Genomic DNA, 15,735 nt, shown 5'->3' with positions numbered 1-15,735 from the left:
CGAGAGGACGGGTGAGGGGGCACAACAAGTTTCCGAGGCCTGCAGCGACCTGTCGCCATCTGCTTTCGGAGGCGGCATCCGCCAGCGCCTGCCCCGCACATTTCATCGTCGCCTGCAGCATCCCGGTTGCACCCGCTTCTGCGCTCCACATTTTCACCTTATCTGACATGTCGCGCATCCCGGAAGAAACCATCCAGCAGGTGATCGCCGCCACGGACATCGTGGCGCTGGTGGGCCGTTCCGTGAAGCTGAAAAAAGCAGGGACCAACTTCGTGGGTCTGTGCCCTTTTCACAACGAGAAGAGCCCCTCCTTCAACGTCAGCCCCTCGCGCAACACCTACCACTGCTTTGGCTGCGGCGCGGGCGGCACCGCCATCCGGTTCGTCATGGAGCATGACGGCCTCTCCTTTGTGGAAGCCGTCAAGCGCCTGGCAGACGCCGCCGGCATCCGCATCGAGGAGGAAGTGTGGGACGCCAATGCCGAGGCGGAGGCCAAGCACCGCAGCCTGCTGCTGCGCGCCCACCGGGAGATCGCCGAATGGTACCACCAGCTGCTGATGAAGCACCAGATCGCCGCACCCGCGCGCGCCTATCTGAAGTCCCGCGGCATCACCTCCGCCGTGGCGAAAAACTGGCAGATGGGATATGCGCCGGGCATCAGCGCCTTTTACCGAGAGTGGGCCGCCAAGGCCAGAATCCCCGAAAGCGTTTTGATTGAAGCAGGCCTCTACAAGCAAAGCGCGGAAGACTCCGGCCGCCGCGGGGCCTACCCGCACTTCCGCGACCGCCTCATGTTTCCCATCCGCAATGAACACGGAGACGTGATCGCCTTCAGCGGCCGCCTCATTGCGCCGAAGGAAAACACGGGAAAGTACGTCAACTCGCCGGAGACCCCGCTCTTCAGCAAGAGCAAGGTGCTCTTCGGATTTGACCGCAGCCGCACCGCCATCTCCAAGGCAGGCGAGGCCATCGTCTGCGAAGGTCAGATCGACATGATCATGATCTACGAGGCCGGGTTCAAAAACGTGGTGGCCGGCCAGGGCACCGCCTTCACCGAGCTGCACGCCAAGCTGCTCAAGCGCGTGTGCAATGAAGTCACGCTCTGCTACGACTCGGACAATGCGGGCTACGGGGCCGCTGAAAAGGCCTTCAAGATTCTCTCCCCCATCGGCCTCACGGTCAAGGTGGCCTCCCTTCCGCAGGGCGAGGACCCCGACTCGCTGCTGCGCAAGCAGGGCAACGAAGCACTGCAGAACGTGCTGGGAAATGCCACCGACTTCCTGGAGTACCAGATCCGCCGCCTGCGTGCCAGCGCCAAATCTGACAGCATGGTGGAGCGCGTGCGCATGGCCGAGCAGGTGGCCGCGGCCATCAGCATCTTCAGCGGCGTGGCGCAGCGCATCACCGCCGTCAACAAAGTGGCCAAACTCCTGGAGATCTCCGAGGCGCAGCTTTCCGCCATGGTGGAGCGCGCCGCCCGGGAAAGCAAAAACGGCAAGGACCCGCAGAAGCCCGCCGTCAATGTGGCCGACGAAGCGAAGAAGCTGCTCTCCTCCCAGCACAAGACCGCCCTGCACCTCTGCCAGATGGCGCTGAACGACGCCGAGGTGATGTACTGGCTGCGCGAGGCCGAACTGGAGGACCTGCTGCGTGAAGTGCCCGGCACCGACCTGCTCGCCCTGCTGGTGCACAGCCGCCATGATCCGCTGGATGAAAGCTCCCAGCTGGCCTTCATGGCCGGGCTCGACCGCCCGCAGGAGGCCGCCTTCGCCCAGCTCCAGGCCAGCCCGCGACCGCCCGGCGGCCCTAAAGATGCGCAGCTGGCCCTCTACACCCTGGAGGTGGCACGCCTGCAGAATCTCATCCAGAGCCTGCAGTCAAAACTCCGCCAGCCCGGCCTGCGGGAAGATGAAACCGCCAGCATCCAGATGAAGCTCGTGGAACTCAACGCCTTGCGCAAAGAATGCCTTGACCGTACCAAGCCGACCCCCGAATAGTTTCACCCCCCAAGACCGAGGCAGTTCCCGGACTCCAACTGAGGCTTGTATGGCCGTCTCCAAAAAACAAATCAACGGATCCCACTCCAGCGTCGCCGCCAAAAAGGCAGGCGAAGCCGTGCCTGCTGAAGACGCCGCCTCTGCTGCGCAGAAACGTGGCCGCGGCAGGCCCCGCATTCATCCGCCCAAAGACCAGCCCGTCTCACAAGTCGGTCCCGATGGCCAGCCCCTCAAGCGCCGTCGCGGCCGTCCGCCGAAAAACGGTTTCGCCGGCGGCATCTCCCAGTTTGCCAACACCACGCACGACGACATCCATTCTCCCGACGTCCAGGCACGGCTGCGCGACCTCATCCGCACCGCGCGCGAGCACGATCATCTGACCTGGGACGACATCAATGAAGCGCTGCCCGCAGGCTTCGTGACGCCCGATCTGATGGACGCCCTCATCACACGCCTGCGTGCGATGGAGATCAAGATCAGCGACGACGTGGATGGCATCGCTTCGAAATCCGCCGCGCGTGAGCGCATCGCCGCAGAGCGCGACGCCGCCGCCAAGCTGGATGTCTTTGACGATCCGGTGCGCATGTACCTCCGCCAGATGGGGCAGGTGCCCCTGCTCACCCGCGAGCAGGAGATCCACATCTCGAAGCGCATTGAGAAGGCGGACCTCAGCATGCGCCAGTGCCTGCACACCATCGGCTTCATCGGCCAGGCCTACCTGCAGTTTGCCGAAGCGCTGTGCAACGGCGTGGAACGCTTTGACCGCCTCGTGAGCGATCGCAAGGCGGATGAACGCGATGCTTATTTCAAACGCCTCAAGCCCCTGCTCGACCAGGCGCGCGAGACGCATGAAAAAACCAGCAAGGCCTTCAGCGCCCTCATCAATGCCGGCCCGCGCAAGAAAGCCTCCGCGCAGGAGGAATTTGAAACACTGCGCGCCGTCTTCTTCCGCACCTGCGAAAAGTTCTATTTCAAATCCAAGATCACCGAAGACTTCGTGACCCTGCTCCAGCAGCGCCTCGCGGACCTCGGCAATCTGGAGCGCAATCTCAGGGACCACCCGCGCAGCGATGCCGCCAAGGAAGCCATCAGCGCCTTTGAGCAGGAGTGCTGGATGACGGCCGCGGACTACCGCACCCTCATCACCGACACGCTCAAGCACGTCGCCGGCTCCACCCGCGCCAAGACCGAGATGATCGAGGCCAACCTGCGCCTCGTCATTTCCATCGCCAAGAAGTACACCAACCGCGGCCTCTCCTTCCTCGACCTCATCCAGGAAGGCAACATGGGCCTCATGCGTGCGGTGGAAAAATTTGAGTACCAGCGCGGCTACAAGTTCAGCACCTACGCCACCTGGTGGATCCGCCAGGCCATCACCCGCAGCATCGCCGATCAGGCTCGCACCATCCGCATCCCGGTGCACATGATCGAAACGATCAACAAGCTCATGCGCGTGCACAAGCAGCTGCTGCAGGAGCTGGGTCGCGATCCCACCCCGGAGGAAATCTCCGAGGAAATCCACCTCCCCGTCGAGCGTGTGAACGCCGTGCTGCGCCTGTCCCAGCAGCCCGTCTCCATGCAGGCAAAAGTCGGTGAAAGCGAAGGCGACACCGAATTCGGCGACTTCATCGAGGACAAGGAAGCGAGCAACCCCATGGAGCTCACCGCCATGCACCTGCTGCGCGACAAGCTCCGCGACGTGCTCGACACCCTGAACCCCCGCGAACGCGAAGTCCTCGAACAACGCTTCGGCCTCGGCGACGGCGCCGGCCGCACGCTGGAAGAAGTCGGCAAGCAGTTCCAGGTGACCCGCGAACGCATCCGGCAGATCGAAGCCAAAGCGCTGAGAAAACTCCGCCACCCCACCCGCATCCGCAAGCTCGGCGGGTTTTTTGGGGCGGGTTGATCTGAGGTGCGACAGACACTCCTGTCTGTCGATCAGCGTATGGCAACCACACTGAACCCACGCCCTTCCCTCAACCTCTGACCTGGCGGCTGTGGCACATCATTCGCCAACGAGACACCCTGCGTGAGCGCTGATCGACAGGCAAGAGTGCCCGTCGTACTTCCACTTCGGCTACGCCTCGCACACGCGAGCTGCCTGGACGTAAGACGGCGGTGGCGACAGCCCGCCCGTCTGCGAGCGCATCGCAAACACTCAAACTTACGCCCCCCCCCTCGAAGTCGGGCCGTTTGGCGGAGAACGCGGTGGACAATCAAACACCCTCGACGCCAAACACACCCGACCGACCTGCTGCAAAATCACCACCTCACCCCAACCTCACGTCTCCCCTCAACACTCCGCAAATACACATACCCCTCCACCGTCTGCTCCGCCCACTCGCCCTCGAGCGGCAGCGGCACGCGCTCGTACTCGCCGCCTTCGGTATCCTCCAGCACATCCAGATTGATTAGTCCGGCCTCATCCACGCTCCACACCTCTCCCTGGATCGAAAGCCCTCCCTCATCCGCGCGCACCATGCCCGGATACCCACCGAGATCATACATCCGATACGCCGGCGCCGTGCGCGCCTCGCTTACGAACTGCTGCTGCGATATCCAATGATGATTATCACCGCCGCGCTTTAGCGTCCCATACACAAACACCAGCGTCCTCGCATTCACAGCGCATCCTCCCGCTCATTCAGCCACGAAGCCAGGCTGTAACGCTTCTCGGTCAGTTCATTCGCACGCTCAATCATCGTCGCAGTCATCTCCTGCGTCACCCGCACATTGGTGGCCAGTTGCGCCGCCCAGCGCGGCCAGAACTCCTCCGCCAGCGTCACCTGCTGCACGCTGCCCTGATGCAGCAGGCCCAGCTTGCCCCGCCGCTGCCCTGCCCCGGCCACTTTCACCTGGCCGCGCACCACATCGTGCATCGCTGGAGCCACAAAGCAGAACGGGTTCTCGATCAAATCCTCCGGCCCCGCAAGCCGGCTGCCGTCATCCAGCGCCCGCGCCAGCGACTCATGCACCAGCCTGTAACTGTCCAGCGGATTCGTCTGCGACCACGGATGCACCGCGGGCACGATGACCGAGTACGTGTAGTCCGCATCATGCAGCACCACGCCCCCGCCCGTCCAGCGCCGCACAATCGGCCACTGCGGCAGCGTCCCCGCCAGCTTCGCCAAATTCTGCGCATACCCAATCGTCGCCGTCGGCTCTGTCCACCGGTACACCCTCAGCACCGGCACCTCGCTCAACTCCAGCCACGCCTGATCCGCCGCCATGTTCCAAGGGCCGTCATGCGGTGGTGCGTCAAGATGGAGGATGAGTTGGTCAAAGAGGGGCATGGCAGAATCCACCCCGCATCATGCGACAACTTCGCCAATCTCCAACGCGAATGCGCACGAATCACCGCGAATCTGCTCTTTCCGTTTTAGAAGGCACGGGGACGTACGTTTTGCCGCCGAGAGGCAAAGGTGAAGCGGTGGCAGAGACTGAATCCATTCACTGCTTTCTCTGCCTCTCTGCTCCTCTGCGGCAAAGACGAATGTCCCTTCAACTTCGCAGTGGCATGTCTCCAGACACACTTCACACTCCACGCCATGCGCCCAACCCGCCTCCTCGCCCTCGCATTTTCCCTGCTGTCCGTTTTCACCCACGCCGCAGACGACTACCAGCCCGGCCCCGACTCCAAGCCGCAGGATGGTGTGCCGAAGGGAGACGTGCTGAAATTCGAATTCAAGAACAGCAAGATCTTCCCCGGCACCGTGCGCGACTACTGGGTCTACGTGCCGAAGCAATACTCTCCCAACAAGCCTGCCTGCGTGCATGTGAACCAGGACGGCATCCAAAACCTCGCGCCGGTCGTCTTTGACAATCTCATCGCCAAAAAGGAGATTCCCGTGATCATCGGCGTTTTCGTCATGCACGGCCGCGTGCCTGCGGCCGATCCCGCCACACAGCTCGACCGTTTCAACCGCAGCGTGGAATACGACGGCCTGGGCGAGAACTACGCACGCTTCATCCTTGAGGAACTCCTGCCCGCCGTGGAAAAGATCACGCTGCCAGATGGCCGCGCCATCCGCCTCTCGCATGAGGGGAATGACCGCAGCATCGGCGGCAGCAGCAGCGGAGCCATCGCCGCCTTCACCGCCGCTTGGGAGCGGCCCGAGGCCTTCAGCCGCGTGTTCAGCAGCATCGGCACCTACGTCGACCAGCGCGGCGGCAATGACTATCCCGTGATGATTCGCAAAGCCGAACCGAAGGCCCTGCGCGTGTTTTTGCAAGACGGCAGCAACGATGCCAACGGCACCGGCGGAAACTGGTTCCTCGCCAATCAGGAAATGCTCTCCGCCTTTGAGTTCGCAGGCTATGAAGTGAACCACATCTGGGGCGAGGGCGGCCACAATGGCAAGCACGCCACCGCCATTTTCCCCGATGCCATGCGCTGGCTCTGGAAAGACTGGCCCAAGCCCGTGACCAAAGGCACCGGCTCCCGTGCCCCGGTCATGGAAGTGCTAGGTTCTGGTAGTGAATGGCAGCTCGTTGGCGAGGGCTACGGCTTCACCGAAGGCCCCGCCGCGAATGCGAAAGGCGAAGTCTTCTTCACCGACATCCCGAACAGCCGCATCCACAAGATCGGCCTCGATGGCAAGGTGAGCGTCTTCGCTGAAAACACCGGCAAGGCCAACGGCCTCATGTTTGGCCCCGATGGCCGCCTCTTCGCCTGCGCCAGCGGCAAGAAGCAGATCGTCTCCTACGATGAAGCCGGCAAGATGACCGTCATCGCAGAAGGCATCGACTCCAACGACCTCTGCATCGGCCTCAACGGCAATCTCTACGTCACCGACCCGCCCCACAAACAAATCTGGCTCATCAAACCCAATGGCGAAAAAAGCGTGGTTGATACCAATGACAAAACCGGCCTCGCCTTCCCCAATGGCATCCGCCTCACACCCGATCAAAGCCTCCTCCTCGTCGCCGACATGCGCGGCCAGTTCATCTGGAGCTACCACATTGAAGCCGACGGCACCCTCTCCGCCAAGCAGCCCTACCACCACCTCCGCATCTCCGACGGCGTGATGGAAAGCGGCGCCGATGGCATGACCCTCGACACGAAGGGCCGACTCTACGTCGCCACCCACGCCGGCATCCAGTTCTGCGACCAGGCCGGGCGCGTCAACGGCATCATCGCCAAACCGCAGCGCAAGTGGCTCGCCAACGTCGTCTTTGGCGGCGCCAACTTCGACGAACTCTACGCCTGCAGCTCCGATAAAATCTACAAACGCAAAACGCAGGTCAAAGGCGTCCGCTCCGCCGAGGCCACGATCAAGCCCGAGAAGCCGCGGCTGTAAAAAGCGCGCCCGCTGTCAGGAAGTACGACAGTCACTCCAGCAGCTGTGTTTTAAGCAAGGCTCATTTTTGGGTTTTTAATGGAGCTGTTCAGCAGCACCACAAGCTTTCGGGAGCAGGCCGCCAGCGCGACTTTGCCGGGCTTGCCAGCAGCGCGCAGCCGCTGGTAAAAGGCTTTGAGAAGAGTATTTTTGCGCACTGCTGAGAGGCATGCGAGGTAAAGCGTGCGACGCGCCGGGGCGCGACCTCCGCTGATATGGCGCTGGCCGCGCCAGCGGCCGCTGTCACGATTGAAAGGAGCCAGCCCTGCGAGCGCTGCGGCCTGGGCCCGGTTGAGGCTGCCAAGCTCCGGCATCTGCGCACACAGACTCAGGGCGCTGCGCCAGCCGACGCCCACCACTTTGTCGAGTCGTGCGGACTTCTCTGTCAGGGCGGCGCTGGCGGCGGCGGTTTTGCGCATGAGCTGCTCGATCTTGTCGATCTCAGAACTCAGGCAGGTGATGACACGGCGCGCCACGGCCTGCAGGCAGCGCTCGGTGGTTTGCAAAAGGCGTGTCTTGTGGCGCGCCCGCTCCTCAACCAGGCTGTCACGCTGTGCGACCAGAAGCGCCAGACGCTGGGTGGCGGCATCAGGCTGAGCAGTCGGCTGCGGGCGCATCACAGCGCCATATTGGGCGAGCATGGCAGAGTCAATGCGGTCAGTCTTGGCCAGGCGGTTTTTGGCGCGGGCAAAGTCGCGCACCAGACGCGGGTTGACCACGCTGAGGGTCACCTTGGCGCGGTGCATGGCATCAGCCAGGAGGCGCTCGTAGCCGCCGGTGGCCTCGCAGATAACATGGACCTTGGCTGCAGATGGATTTTTGGCAATGCGTTTGAGCAGCTGGCGGATACCGGCGGCGGTGTTGGCCACCGAGAAGGACTCGGTGAGAAAGTGGACGTCGAGGGAGTCTTTGGAGACATCAACGCCGAGGTGGACAATGTCAGGGGACATGGTGGAGGATGGGGGTGGAGTTGGTATTGGGGTGGATCAGCCTTGTTATTCGAACACCGTGCCATGTCGTGAGGCAGGGAGACGGGTTCAGGCAACTGTTCGATCTCAAACCGATGAGGCAGCACAAGACCAAGCTGGAGTTCGGACTCGCCGTGAGGCGGTGCAAAGACGCTGGCGGTCATTGTGCTGCCCGGCACCTGGGGGCGGCCGCCCCCAGGTGCCGAAAATCGGCCCCGCATCTTATGCAATGCAGCTCAATGCGGGAACCTGAAAACAACATACAAGACGGCCCGGCGCCTCCAGCAGATGAAGGGCCTCGCCGAACTGCCCGAACTCGGCAGCCTCGACAACGCCTCCCTCGCAGGCATCGCCCCACACCCTACGATAGCGGCCTCATGCGTGGCCAGCGCTACATCCAGGGCGGGCGCAAAAAGGTGCGCGGAGTGCTCTACATGGCCGTAGTGCGCAGCGTGAGCATCAATCCCATTCTCAACACCTTTGACCAAGGCCTGCTCAAACGTGGCAAACCCTTCAAGGTCGCCATCACCGCGGTCATGCGCAAAATGCTTTGCGTGCTCAACCGTTTGATCGCCGATCCTAACTTCCAACCCTGCCAACTGACACGGTTGCTGTCTGTCGATCAGCGCTCGGCAAACACACTGAGCATGCGCCACACCTTCAGCGGCATGCTTGGCGCTGTCTTGAATCATTCGATCACAAGAGAGCCCGCGTGAGCGCTGATCGACAGACAAGAAACGAAGCGCAGCGTAGGCAGCCAGCCGCAGGCTGCCCGAAGGGCGAACGAAGTGAGGCAATGTCTGTCGTACTTTTATGCAGCAGCCCGCTTCTGCAGCTCCACCACGGCATTGAGAATCTTCACGCGGTTCATCTCGTGCACTTCGAGCTTGGTGCCGATTTCGGGGACGAGGGTCACGGTGAGTTCGCCGCCGAGGTGTTCGCGGAATTCTTCGAGGCCTTCGAGGATGGCGGGCTCGCCAGAGCGGCCGGTGTTCATGAGATGCGGGGAGCTGGTGGCGAAGCCGATGCGCTCGATGAGCTTCAGCACGCGCTCGCACGTGTCGGCGTCCAGGATGCCCTGCATGCGGGAATAGACGAGATCCACGGCCATGCCGATGGCGACGGCCTCGCCGTGGGAGACGGAGAATTTGGAGATCTGCTCGAGCTTGTGCGCGGCCCAGTGGCCGAAGTCCAGCGGGCGTGCGGAGCCGAGCTCAAAGGGATCGCCGCCGGTGGCGATGTGCTCCACGTGCAGCTCGGCGCTGCGCTGCACCACCTGCTCCAGCGCTTCCTGTTTGAGCGCGGCGAGGTCGTCGGCCATGGCTTCGATCTGCTCAAAGAAGGCGCGGTCACGGATGAGGGAGACTTTGATGGCCTCGATGATGCCGTTGCGGCGCTCGCGCTTGGGCAGGGACTCCAGGAAGAGGAAGTCATTCACCACGGCAAAGGGCACGGAGAAACTGCCCACCCAGTTCTTTTTGCCAAAGTAGTTCACGCCGTTCTTCACGCCCACGCCGCCGTCTCCCTGGCTGAGCGTGGTGGTGGGAAAGCGCACGTGGCGGATGCCGCGGTGCGCGGTGCTGGCGGCAAAGCAGACGAGATCCAGCGCGGCGCCGCCGCCGATGACGAAGACGTAGCTGTGGCGGTCCAGCGCGGCTTCATTGATGGCGTCCCAGCAGCACTCCACCAGGCGGAAGTCGTTTTTGCAGGGCTCGCCGGCGGGGATGACGATGGGATCGTCCACCATGGTGAAGGTGTCCGCATGCGCCTGGCCGTAGGCCATGATGTCGTCGATCAGGTCGCGGTTGGCGGTGGCCACGGCTTCATCCACGAAAACGAGCACGCGTGGCAGCTTGTGCGGCTGCTCCAGGCGGAGCAGATCGCGGATGGTGTTGTTTCTGGGCGCAAAGGCTTCTCGCGTAAACAAGATGCGATGGGTGTGCTCAAGCCTGATTTTTTTCTCGATCATTAACGGGGGGTCGATTCTGTCGCTCGGACCCACTTCAAGGTCAAAGGGAAAGGGCATACGGCGGCGGAATGCCCGTTCTAGCCTTTGAGGCTGCATTTCGCCCCGGCGGCGGCTTTTTGCCCGGCCTTTCTGGGTTGGCGGGGCGCTAAATGCCCCTCCTGTCCAGCACCCCAGGGAAATAGCCTGCTGGGGTGATTGAGAAGGCCACCCTCGAGATTCAACATGAGCGTGCCCACGAGCGCCCTGCCTTCCAACCCCTCGCAGTGAATTTCCCACCTCCGCTTCGATTCCTCATTCCAGCGCTGCTGCTGCTGCTCGGCATCGTTTCGACGTGGCTGGATTATGAACTGGATCTGGCGAACGATCTGGAGCGCGATTTCAATGATGTGTCCATCCAGGCGGAGGCCACGGGCGTGCGGCTCGCGGCGCTGGCGCGGCAGCACCTGGCGCTGGGGGAGATCAAGGCCCTGAGCGAGAGCCTTTCCGACTGGCAGCATGTGCCTTGGCTGAGCATCGCCGCCGTGGTGGATGCAAACGGCCGGGTGATGGCCTGCTCCTCCGCCCAGTGGGAGGGCAGGTCCGCGGAGGACACGCCTGCGGCCACGGCGTGGAAGCGGGCCAAGGAGAGCTCCGGCAAGATCATGGAGGCTCCCACGCTGGACGGCGGAGACGTGATCGTGCTGGCCGTCTTTCCCGTGGAAGTCTCTCCGCAGGGCCGGGAGAAGCTGCTGCTGGTGTATGACCGCGCCAATGCGGTGGCGCATGCGCACCAGGACGCACGCCAGCGCATCGCGTGGTCTGCGGCGGTGATCGCCCTCATGTGCCTGTGCCTGTGGGCCACGCTGCATTTCGGCGTGGCCAGGCGGCTGGAGCGGCTCGCGAGGTCTGTGCGTGAGTTTGGCGAAGGCCGCGTCCCCAGCATCGAGCCCGTGCACGGCGGGGACGAGGTGCATGAGCTTTCCCAGGCCTTCCGCAAGATGACGCAGAGCCTGGCGGACCGTGAGCGCGAGCGCAATGAGCTGGAGCGCGCGGTGATCGACTCCGCGGAGAACGAGCGCCGCCGCATCGGCCACGAGCTTCATGACGGCATCGGCCAGCAGCTCACCGCCGTGCTCATGGCCATGAATGGGCTGCATGCCGAGCTGCAGGCGCATGCGCCGGCCCATGCGGAGCACGCGCAGCATGCCAGCCAGAGCCTGAGCGAGACGCTGGCGGAGGTGCGCGCGCTTTCCCACGGGCTGGCCCCCGTGCCGCTGTGGGAGCAGGGGCTGGAGCATGCGCTGCAGGCGCTGGCAGACGCCACCACGCGCAGCTCCGGCGTGCGCTGCGTGTTTGAGTGCCCGGACCCCGTCAATGAGATCAGCGAGGCCACGGCGTGCAATCTCTACCGCATCGCCCAGGAGGCGGTGAACAATGCCCTGAAGCACGCGGACTCCGCAGAGATCCGCATCGGGCTGGAACGGCGGAAAAACTTCCTCGTGCTCGAGATAGATGACGATGGCTGCGGGCTGCCGGAGGCGCCTTTGGACGGCGGCGGCATCGGCTTCCGCATCATGCAGCACCGCACTGAAGTGATGGGTGGCCGGATGGAGCACGGTGCTCCGCCCGCCGGTGGCACGCGCATCGCCGTTTACATCCCCAATTCCCCATGAAAACCGACTCTGAAAGCACCAAGACCTGCCGCATCGCATTTGTGGATGACCACCCGGCCGTGATCAACGGCTACCGCTTCATCCTGCAGTCAGACCCGCGCTTTGAGATCTGCGGCATGGCCACCAATGAGGCGGACGCCATCACGCTGGTGAACCAGGAGAAGCCGGACCTGCTGATCACCGACCTGAACATGCCGGGGCGCGGCGGCCTGGAGCTGATCAAAGACCTCTGCGCGCTGCACCCCGGGCTCAAGATCATCGTCAGCTCCATGCACGATGAAATGCTCTGCGCCTCCCGCGCGCTGCGCGCCGGCGCCAGCGGCTACGTCAGCAAGGACAGCCCCGGCAATGCGCTGCTGGACGCCATTCACAAGGTGCTGGAGGGCGGCGTGTACGTGAGCTCCCGGCTGGCCGCCCACCTGGCAGCATCCTTCGCCACGCCGAGGCCGCGCGGGTCCAGCGAGTCTCCGCTGAAAAAACTCAGCGACCGCGAGTTTCAAATCTTTGAGCTGTTTGGCCGTGGCAAGACCGCCAAGGAGATCGCCGCGCAGCTGAACCTGAGCCCCAAGACCGTCTCGGTGCATCGGGATCACATCAAGGAGAAGATGGACTTCGTGACCAGCGCCGAGATGATCCGCCAGGCGGTGCGCTGGGTGGAGACCCAGCGGGACGTGCTGAAGTGACGCAGTGGCTCGGCAGGGCGCGGCGCGCGCTTTGCATGAAGTACGACAGACACTCTTGTCTGTCGGTCAGCGCTCTCGCAGGCTATGCTGGCTTTCGAATGTTCTCGGGCTTTCGCCAAGCAGGCTGCTGAGGATGTGGCGTGAGCTCCGTGTGTCTGCCACACGTCGATCGGCAGACAGGAGTGTCTGTCGTACTTTTCCGCGGGCATGCGTGGTGCGTGCGCTCACGTTCCATGTCGTGCCGACCTTTCTGCTCAAAACACTCCACACGCAGAAATCAAAAGCAGGTAGGCCCGGCACCTAACACCAAACGGCGCACATGCTGATGCCTCGGCTGCAATTGCACGAATGGTAGCGCATGCACCCAACGTTATGCTGCGGAGCCATGAAAGCGTGACCACCACGTCACCCGCGTCATGTTCCCAGGTTCGCGATTTTTCTCCAAAAACAGCAAGTCCGCACAAGCCCGCAAAAGCGAAAGTTTTGATCCAATTCTTTGATGGCTGGCGCCTGCCGAAATCATGAGAATGAGAGCAACCCCCAACCCCCGGTCATTTCGCCATGAACAGTCCCCGTCACATCGTCATTGCCGACAATCAGCCTGCCAGTCTTGCGGATTTTCGTGAGGCACTGGAAGCCCAGGCAGATCTCGTGCTCGCGGCTGCGGTGACCTCCGCTTCGGGCCTGTTCACTGCCGTGTCCCGGTACAAACCCGAGCTCCTCGTTCTCAGCCTTAGCATGCGGGAGCATCGCGTTTTGGAGCTGGTCAGAGATCTCACGGTTCTTTATCCTGACTTAAAGCTGCTCATCGTCGCGGGGCCGCAGCAGCAGCTGGAGGCAGGGCACGTCATGCGCTCCGGGGCGCACGGCTGCGTGCCGGCCAGCTGCAGCACCGCCGCGAAGCTCAGCGCCGTGCGGAAGGTGCTGGCGGGAGAGCACATCTTCGCCCTGCCACAGACCGCCGGCAGCTGGGACGTGCCGGCCTTTCCCCTCGCCGCGGCGGCGTATTGATAGGCAGCATGCCCAGCGAATGCGCACATAAAGGTGTTGCAGACGCAGCGGACGGTCCGTTTTATTGAGCGGACGCATGAAGAAGGAAGTCCTGAACCACCTTTGGAAGCTGGTCGCGCCGCATCGCCGCCGCTTTTTGCTGGTGGTGTTTATCACCCTGCTGAGCACCGGCGCGGGCCTGGTGGAGCCGCTCATCTATCGCGAGGCCATCAACGACATTGCCGGACTCTTCGTCAAACGCGCGCATGACAAGGCCAAGGTGGAGGCAGGCGAGGCCATCGAGACGGGGGACAGCCCGCTGGAGGACTACCTGCATGAAAAAATCCAGGCGGCACGCACCGCCGCGCCCGCCACCCCTGCCCCGCCGCAGCCTCCGGCGCTGAAGACGCACGAGAAGAAGCCGCACACCACCGCGCATGTGGCGGAGCGCACCCCGGGAGAGGCCGTGGACACTCTGCTCTACGCGGTGCTGCTCATGCTCGGCGTGAATGTGGCCAGCTACATCCTCTGGCTCTACGCGGAGAACAAAAAGGCGCAGCTGGACTGCGACATCGAGCAGGAGTTCATCCAGGGGGCCTTTGCGCATGTGCTGCGCCTGCCGCTGGGTTTTTTCGGCAAGCGCGCCCCGGCGGCCATCGCCAAGCAGATCGATCAAAGCGAGGAGGTCAGCGCCATCGTCGGCGCCTTCTCCCAGCAGATCCTGCCGGAGATCATCAGCCTCGTGGGCATCATGGCCATCATGTTCTACCAGAACATGACACTGGCGTTGATCGCCATCTCATTGATCCCCGTGTATCTCTTCATCGCCTGGCGCTCCTCGCAGAAGCTGGAGACCGGGCTCAACACCTACTACGAGCGCTGGGAGGACGTGAGCGCCCGCATCTCCACCGCGCTGGAGGGCATCAAGACCGTGAAGCTCAGCGGTGCCGAGGGGCGGGAGGTGCAGGAGTACCGTCGCATCTCCAGCTCCGCGTACAGCAACTACGTGGAGCGCAGCAAGCTCTCCAACAAGTTCGCCTTCTGGGAGGGCGTGCTCAGCCATCTGGCCACGGCCATGGTGCTGGGCTGCGGCGGCTACCTCGCGCTCATTCACAAGCTCACGCCTGGAGACGTGGTCATGTTCGTCGCCTATCTGGACCGCTTGTACTCCCCCATCGATGAATTGTGCAGCCTGTGGGTGAACACGCAGCAGCACGTCGCCTCCATCTCCCGCGCCTTCCGCCTGCTGGAAAACAACACCGGAGAGAAGACCGGAAAGCCCCTGCAGCTGGAGAGCGGCCGCGTGGAGTTCCGCGATGTCACCTTTGCGTATGTGCCGGACCATCAGGTGCTGAAGTCCATCTCCATGACCTTCGAGCCGGGAAAGATCACCGCCATCGTGGGAGGCAGCGGCGCGGGCAAAACCACGGCGGTGGATCTGCTGATGAAGCTGTATGAGCCGCAGCAGGGAGAGATTTTCATCGATGCCCAGGAGCTCGGCAAGCTGGACCCTTCCAGCGTACGCGGCGCCATCGGCATGGTGGCGGCGGACGGCGCCATTTTTCGCGGCACGCTCGCCTACAACCTGCGCTACAAGAGGCCCTCCGCCACGGATGCCGAAGTCATGAAGGTGGTGGAGCAGGCGGGCCTGAAAAACCTCCTCGACCGCCTGCCCAAAGGATTGCAGACGCAGATCGGCCAGAACGGCATGGGCCTCAGCGTGGGAGAGCGCCAGCGCGTGCAGATCGCCCGCGTGCTGCTGAGCCAGCCCAGGATCCTCGTGCTGGATGAAGCCACGGCCAATCTCGACTACAACACCGAGGCGGAAGTGCGGCATGCCATCCACCAGCTTCGCGGCAGCTGCACCATCATCATCATCGCCCATCGTTTCAGCATGGTGCGGGAGGCGGACCATGTGTACGTCCTCGGCGGCGGCGGCATTTTGGAGCAGGGCACGCCTGAAACCCTGATCAACGCCGGAGGATGGTTCGCCGCCTTTGCCCACGCCGTGGAGGAGGACGACGAGGAAGAATCAGAAGAAGGCGAAGAAGAAATTGAAGAAGAGGATGCTGAAGACGCGTCTGAAGAAGGAGAAGACGAAGAGGAAGAAACCGAAGCCGCAGCCTGAAGGAGGCCC

Annotated in this window: 12 protein-coding genes; 8 read left to right on the top strand and 4 right to left on the bottom strand. The window is 63.0% G+C overall.

Going from position 1 to position 15,735, the window contains the following annotated elements; all coding sequences use genetic code 11:
* Positions 1 to 167: 167 nt before the first annotated feature.
* Positions 168 to 1,997, top strand: coding sequence for a DNA primase (dnaG, locus tag ACILSO_RS30365; RefSeq protein ID WP_395741256.1), 1,830 nt, complete (start codon positions 168 to 170; stop codon positions 1,995 to 1,997).
* A 49-nt stretch (positions 1,998 to 2,046) separates the two neighbouring features.
* Entirely contained in the window at positions 2,047 to 3,903 is a 1,857-nt protein-coding gene (gene rpoD / locus ACILSO_RS30360) for an RNA polymerase sigma factor RpoD (protein ID WP_395741255.1), read from the top strand.
* Positions 3,904 to 4,259: 356 nt separating this feature from the next.
* Here rpoD and ACILSO_RS30355 read toward each other — a convergent pair whose 3' ends face one another.
* Positions 4,260 to 4,622, bottom strand: coding sequence for a gamma-glutamylcyclotransferase (locus ACILSO_RS30355; protein ID WP_395741254.1), 363 nt, complete (start codon positions 4,620 to 4,622; stop codon positions 4,260 to 4,262).
* The gene (locus ACILSO_RS30350) at positions 4,619 to 5,290 is read right to left on the bottom strand and encodes a biotin/lipoate A/B protein ligase family protein (protein ID WP_395741253.1); all 672 of its coding nucleotides are present in this window, start codon (positions 5,288 to 5,290) and stop codon (positions 4,619 to 4,621) included. The genes ACILSO_RS30355 and ACILSO_RS30350 overlap by 4 nt, the downstream gene beginning before the upstream one ends.
* A 255-nt stretch (positions 5,291 to 5,545) precedes the next feature.
* On the opposite strand from ACILSO_RS30350, the gene ACILSO_RS30345 reads away from it, so the two are divergent.
* Positions 5,546 to 7,297, top strand: a complete 1,752-nt coding sequence (locus ACILSO_RS30345) for an SMP-30/gluconolactonase/LRE family protein (protein WP_395741252.1) — start codon at positions 5,546 to 5,548, stop codon at positions 7,295 to 7,297.
* A 50-nt stretch (positions 7,298 to 7,347) separates the two neighbouring features.
* Here ACILSO_RS30345 and ACILSO_RS30340 read toward each other — a convergent pair whose 3' ends face one another.
* A complete protein-coding gene (locus ACILSO_RS30340) occupies positions 7,348 to 8,286 on the bottom strand; it encodes an IS110 family transposase (RefSeq protein ID WP_395741251.1) in 939 nt (312 codons plus the stop codon).
* A 395-nt stretch (positions 8,287 to 8,681) separates the two neighbouring features.
* On the opposite strand from ACILSO_RS30340, the gene ACILSO_RS30335 reads away from it, so the two are divergent.
* Positions 8,682 to 9,020, top strand: coding sequence for a hypothetical protein (locus ACILSO_RS30335; protein ID WP_395741250.1), 339 nt, complete (start codon positions 8,682 to 8,684; stop codon positions 9,018 to 9,020).
* A 95-nt stretch (positions 9,021 to 9,115) separates the two neighbouring features.
* Here ACILSO_RS30335 and ACILSO_RS30330 read toward each other — a convergent pair whose 3' ends face one another.
* The gene (locus ACILSO_RS30330; protein ID WP_395741249.1) at positions 9,116 to 10,273 is read right to left on the bottom strand and encodes a 3-dehydroquinate synthase; all 1,158 of its coding nucleotides are present in this window, start codon (positions 10,271 to 10,273) and stop codon (positions 9,116 to 9,118) included.
* Between the two features lie 263 nt (positions 10,274 to 10,536).
* Between ACILSO_RS30330 and ACILSO_RS30325 the strand changes: the two genes are divergently transcribed.
* From ACILSO_RS30325 to ACILSO_RS30310, 4 genes are all read left to right on the top strand, one after another.
* Complete coding sequence (locus ACILSO_RS30325; RefSeq protein WP_395741248.1) at positions 10,537 to 11,925, top strand: ATP-binding protein; 1,389 nt, start codon at positions 10,537 to 10,539, stop codon at positions 11,923 to 11,925.
* A complete protein-coding gene (locus ACILSO_RS30320) occupies positions 11,922 to 12,608 on the top strand; it encodes a response regulator (RefSeq protein ID WP_395741247.1) in 687 nt (228 codons plus the stop codon). The genes ACILSO_RS30325 and ACILSO_RS30320 overlap by 4 nt, the downstream gene beginning before the upstream one ends.
* Positions 12,609 to 13,169: 561 nt before the next feature.
* Complete coding sequence (locus tag ACILSO_RS30315) at positions 13,170 to 13,619, top strand: hypothetical protein (RefSeq protein ID WP_395741246.1); 450 nt, start codon at positions 13,170 to 13,172, stop codon at positions 13,617 to 13,619.
* Positions 13,620 to 13,695: 76 nt separating this feature from the next.
* A complete protein-coding gene (locus tag ACILSO_RS30310; protein WP_395741245.1) occupies positions 13,696 to 15,726 on the top strand; it encodes an ABC transporter ATP-binding protein in 2,031 nt (676 codons plus the stop codon).
* The last annotated feature ends 9 nt before the right edge of the window (positions 15,727 to 15,735 follow it).

It is taken from the genome of Prosthecobacter sp., from assembly GCF_044226605.1.
In the GTDB taxonomy this organism is placed as follows: Bacteria; Verrucomicrobiota; Verrucomicrobiia; order Verrucomicrobiales; family Verrucomicrobiaceae; genus Prosthecobacter.
This window is presented reverse-complemented; position numbering and strand designations above follow the sequence as displayed.

Excerpts from the sequence above, each read along its gene's own strand:
- rpoD (WP_395741255.1), top strand. The coding sequence starts at position 2,047 with ATGGCCGTCTCCAAAAAACAAATCAACGGATCCCACTCCAGCGTCGCC.
- ACILSO_RS30330 (WP_395741249.1), bottom strand. The coding sequence starts at position 10,273 with ATGATCGAGAAAAAAATCAGGCTTGAGCACACCCATCGCATCTTGTTT.
- ACILSO_RS30340 (WP_395741251.1), bottom strand. The coding sequence starts at position 8,286 with ATGTCCCCTGACATTGTCCACCTCGGCGTTGATGTCTCCAAAGACTCC.
- ACILSO_RS30315 (WP_395741246.1), top strand. The coding sequence starts at position 13,170 with ATGAACAGTCCCCGTCACATCGTCATTGCCGACAATCAGCCTGCCAGT.
- ACILSO_RS30335 (WP_395741250.1), top strand. The coding sequence starts at position 8,682 with ATGCGTGGCCAGCGCTACATCCAGGGCGGGCGCAAAAAGGTGCGCGGA.
- dnaG (WP_395741256.1), top strand. The coding sequence starts at position 168 with ATGTCGCGCATCCCGGAAGAAACCATCCAGCAGGTGATCGCCGCCACG.
- ACILSO_RS30320 (WP_395741247.1), top strand. The coding sequence starts at position 11,922 with ATGAAAACCGACTCTGAAAGCACCAAGACCTGCCGCATCGCATTTGTG.
- ACILSO_RS30310 (WP_395741245.1), top strand. The coding sequence starts at position 13,696 with ATGAAGAAGGAAGTCCTGAACCACCTTTGGAAGCTGGTCGCGCCGCAT.
- ACILSO_RS30350 (WP_395741253.1), bottom strand. The coding sequence starts at position 5,290 with ATGCCCCTCTTTGACCAACTCATCCTCCATCTTGACGCACCACCGCAT.
- ACILSO_RS30345 (WP_395741252.1), top strand. The coding sequence starts at position 5,546 with ATGCGCCCAACCCGCCTCCTCGCCCTCGCATTTTCCCTGCTGTCCGTT.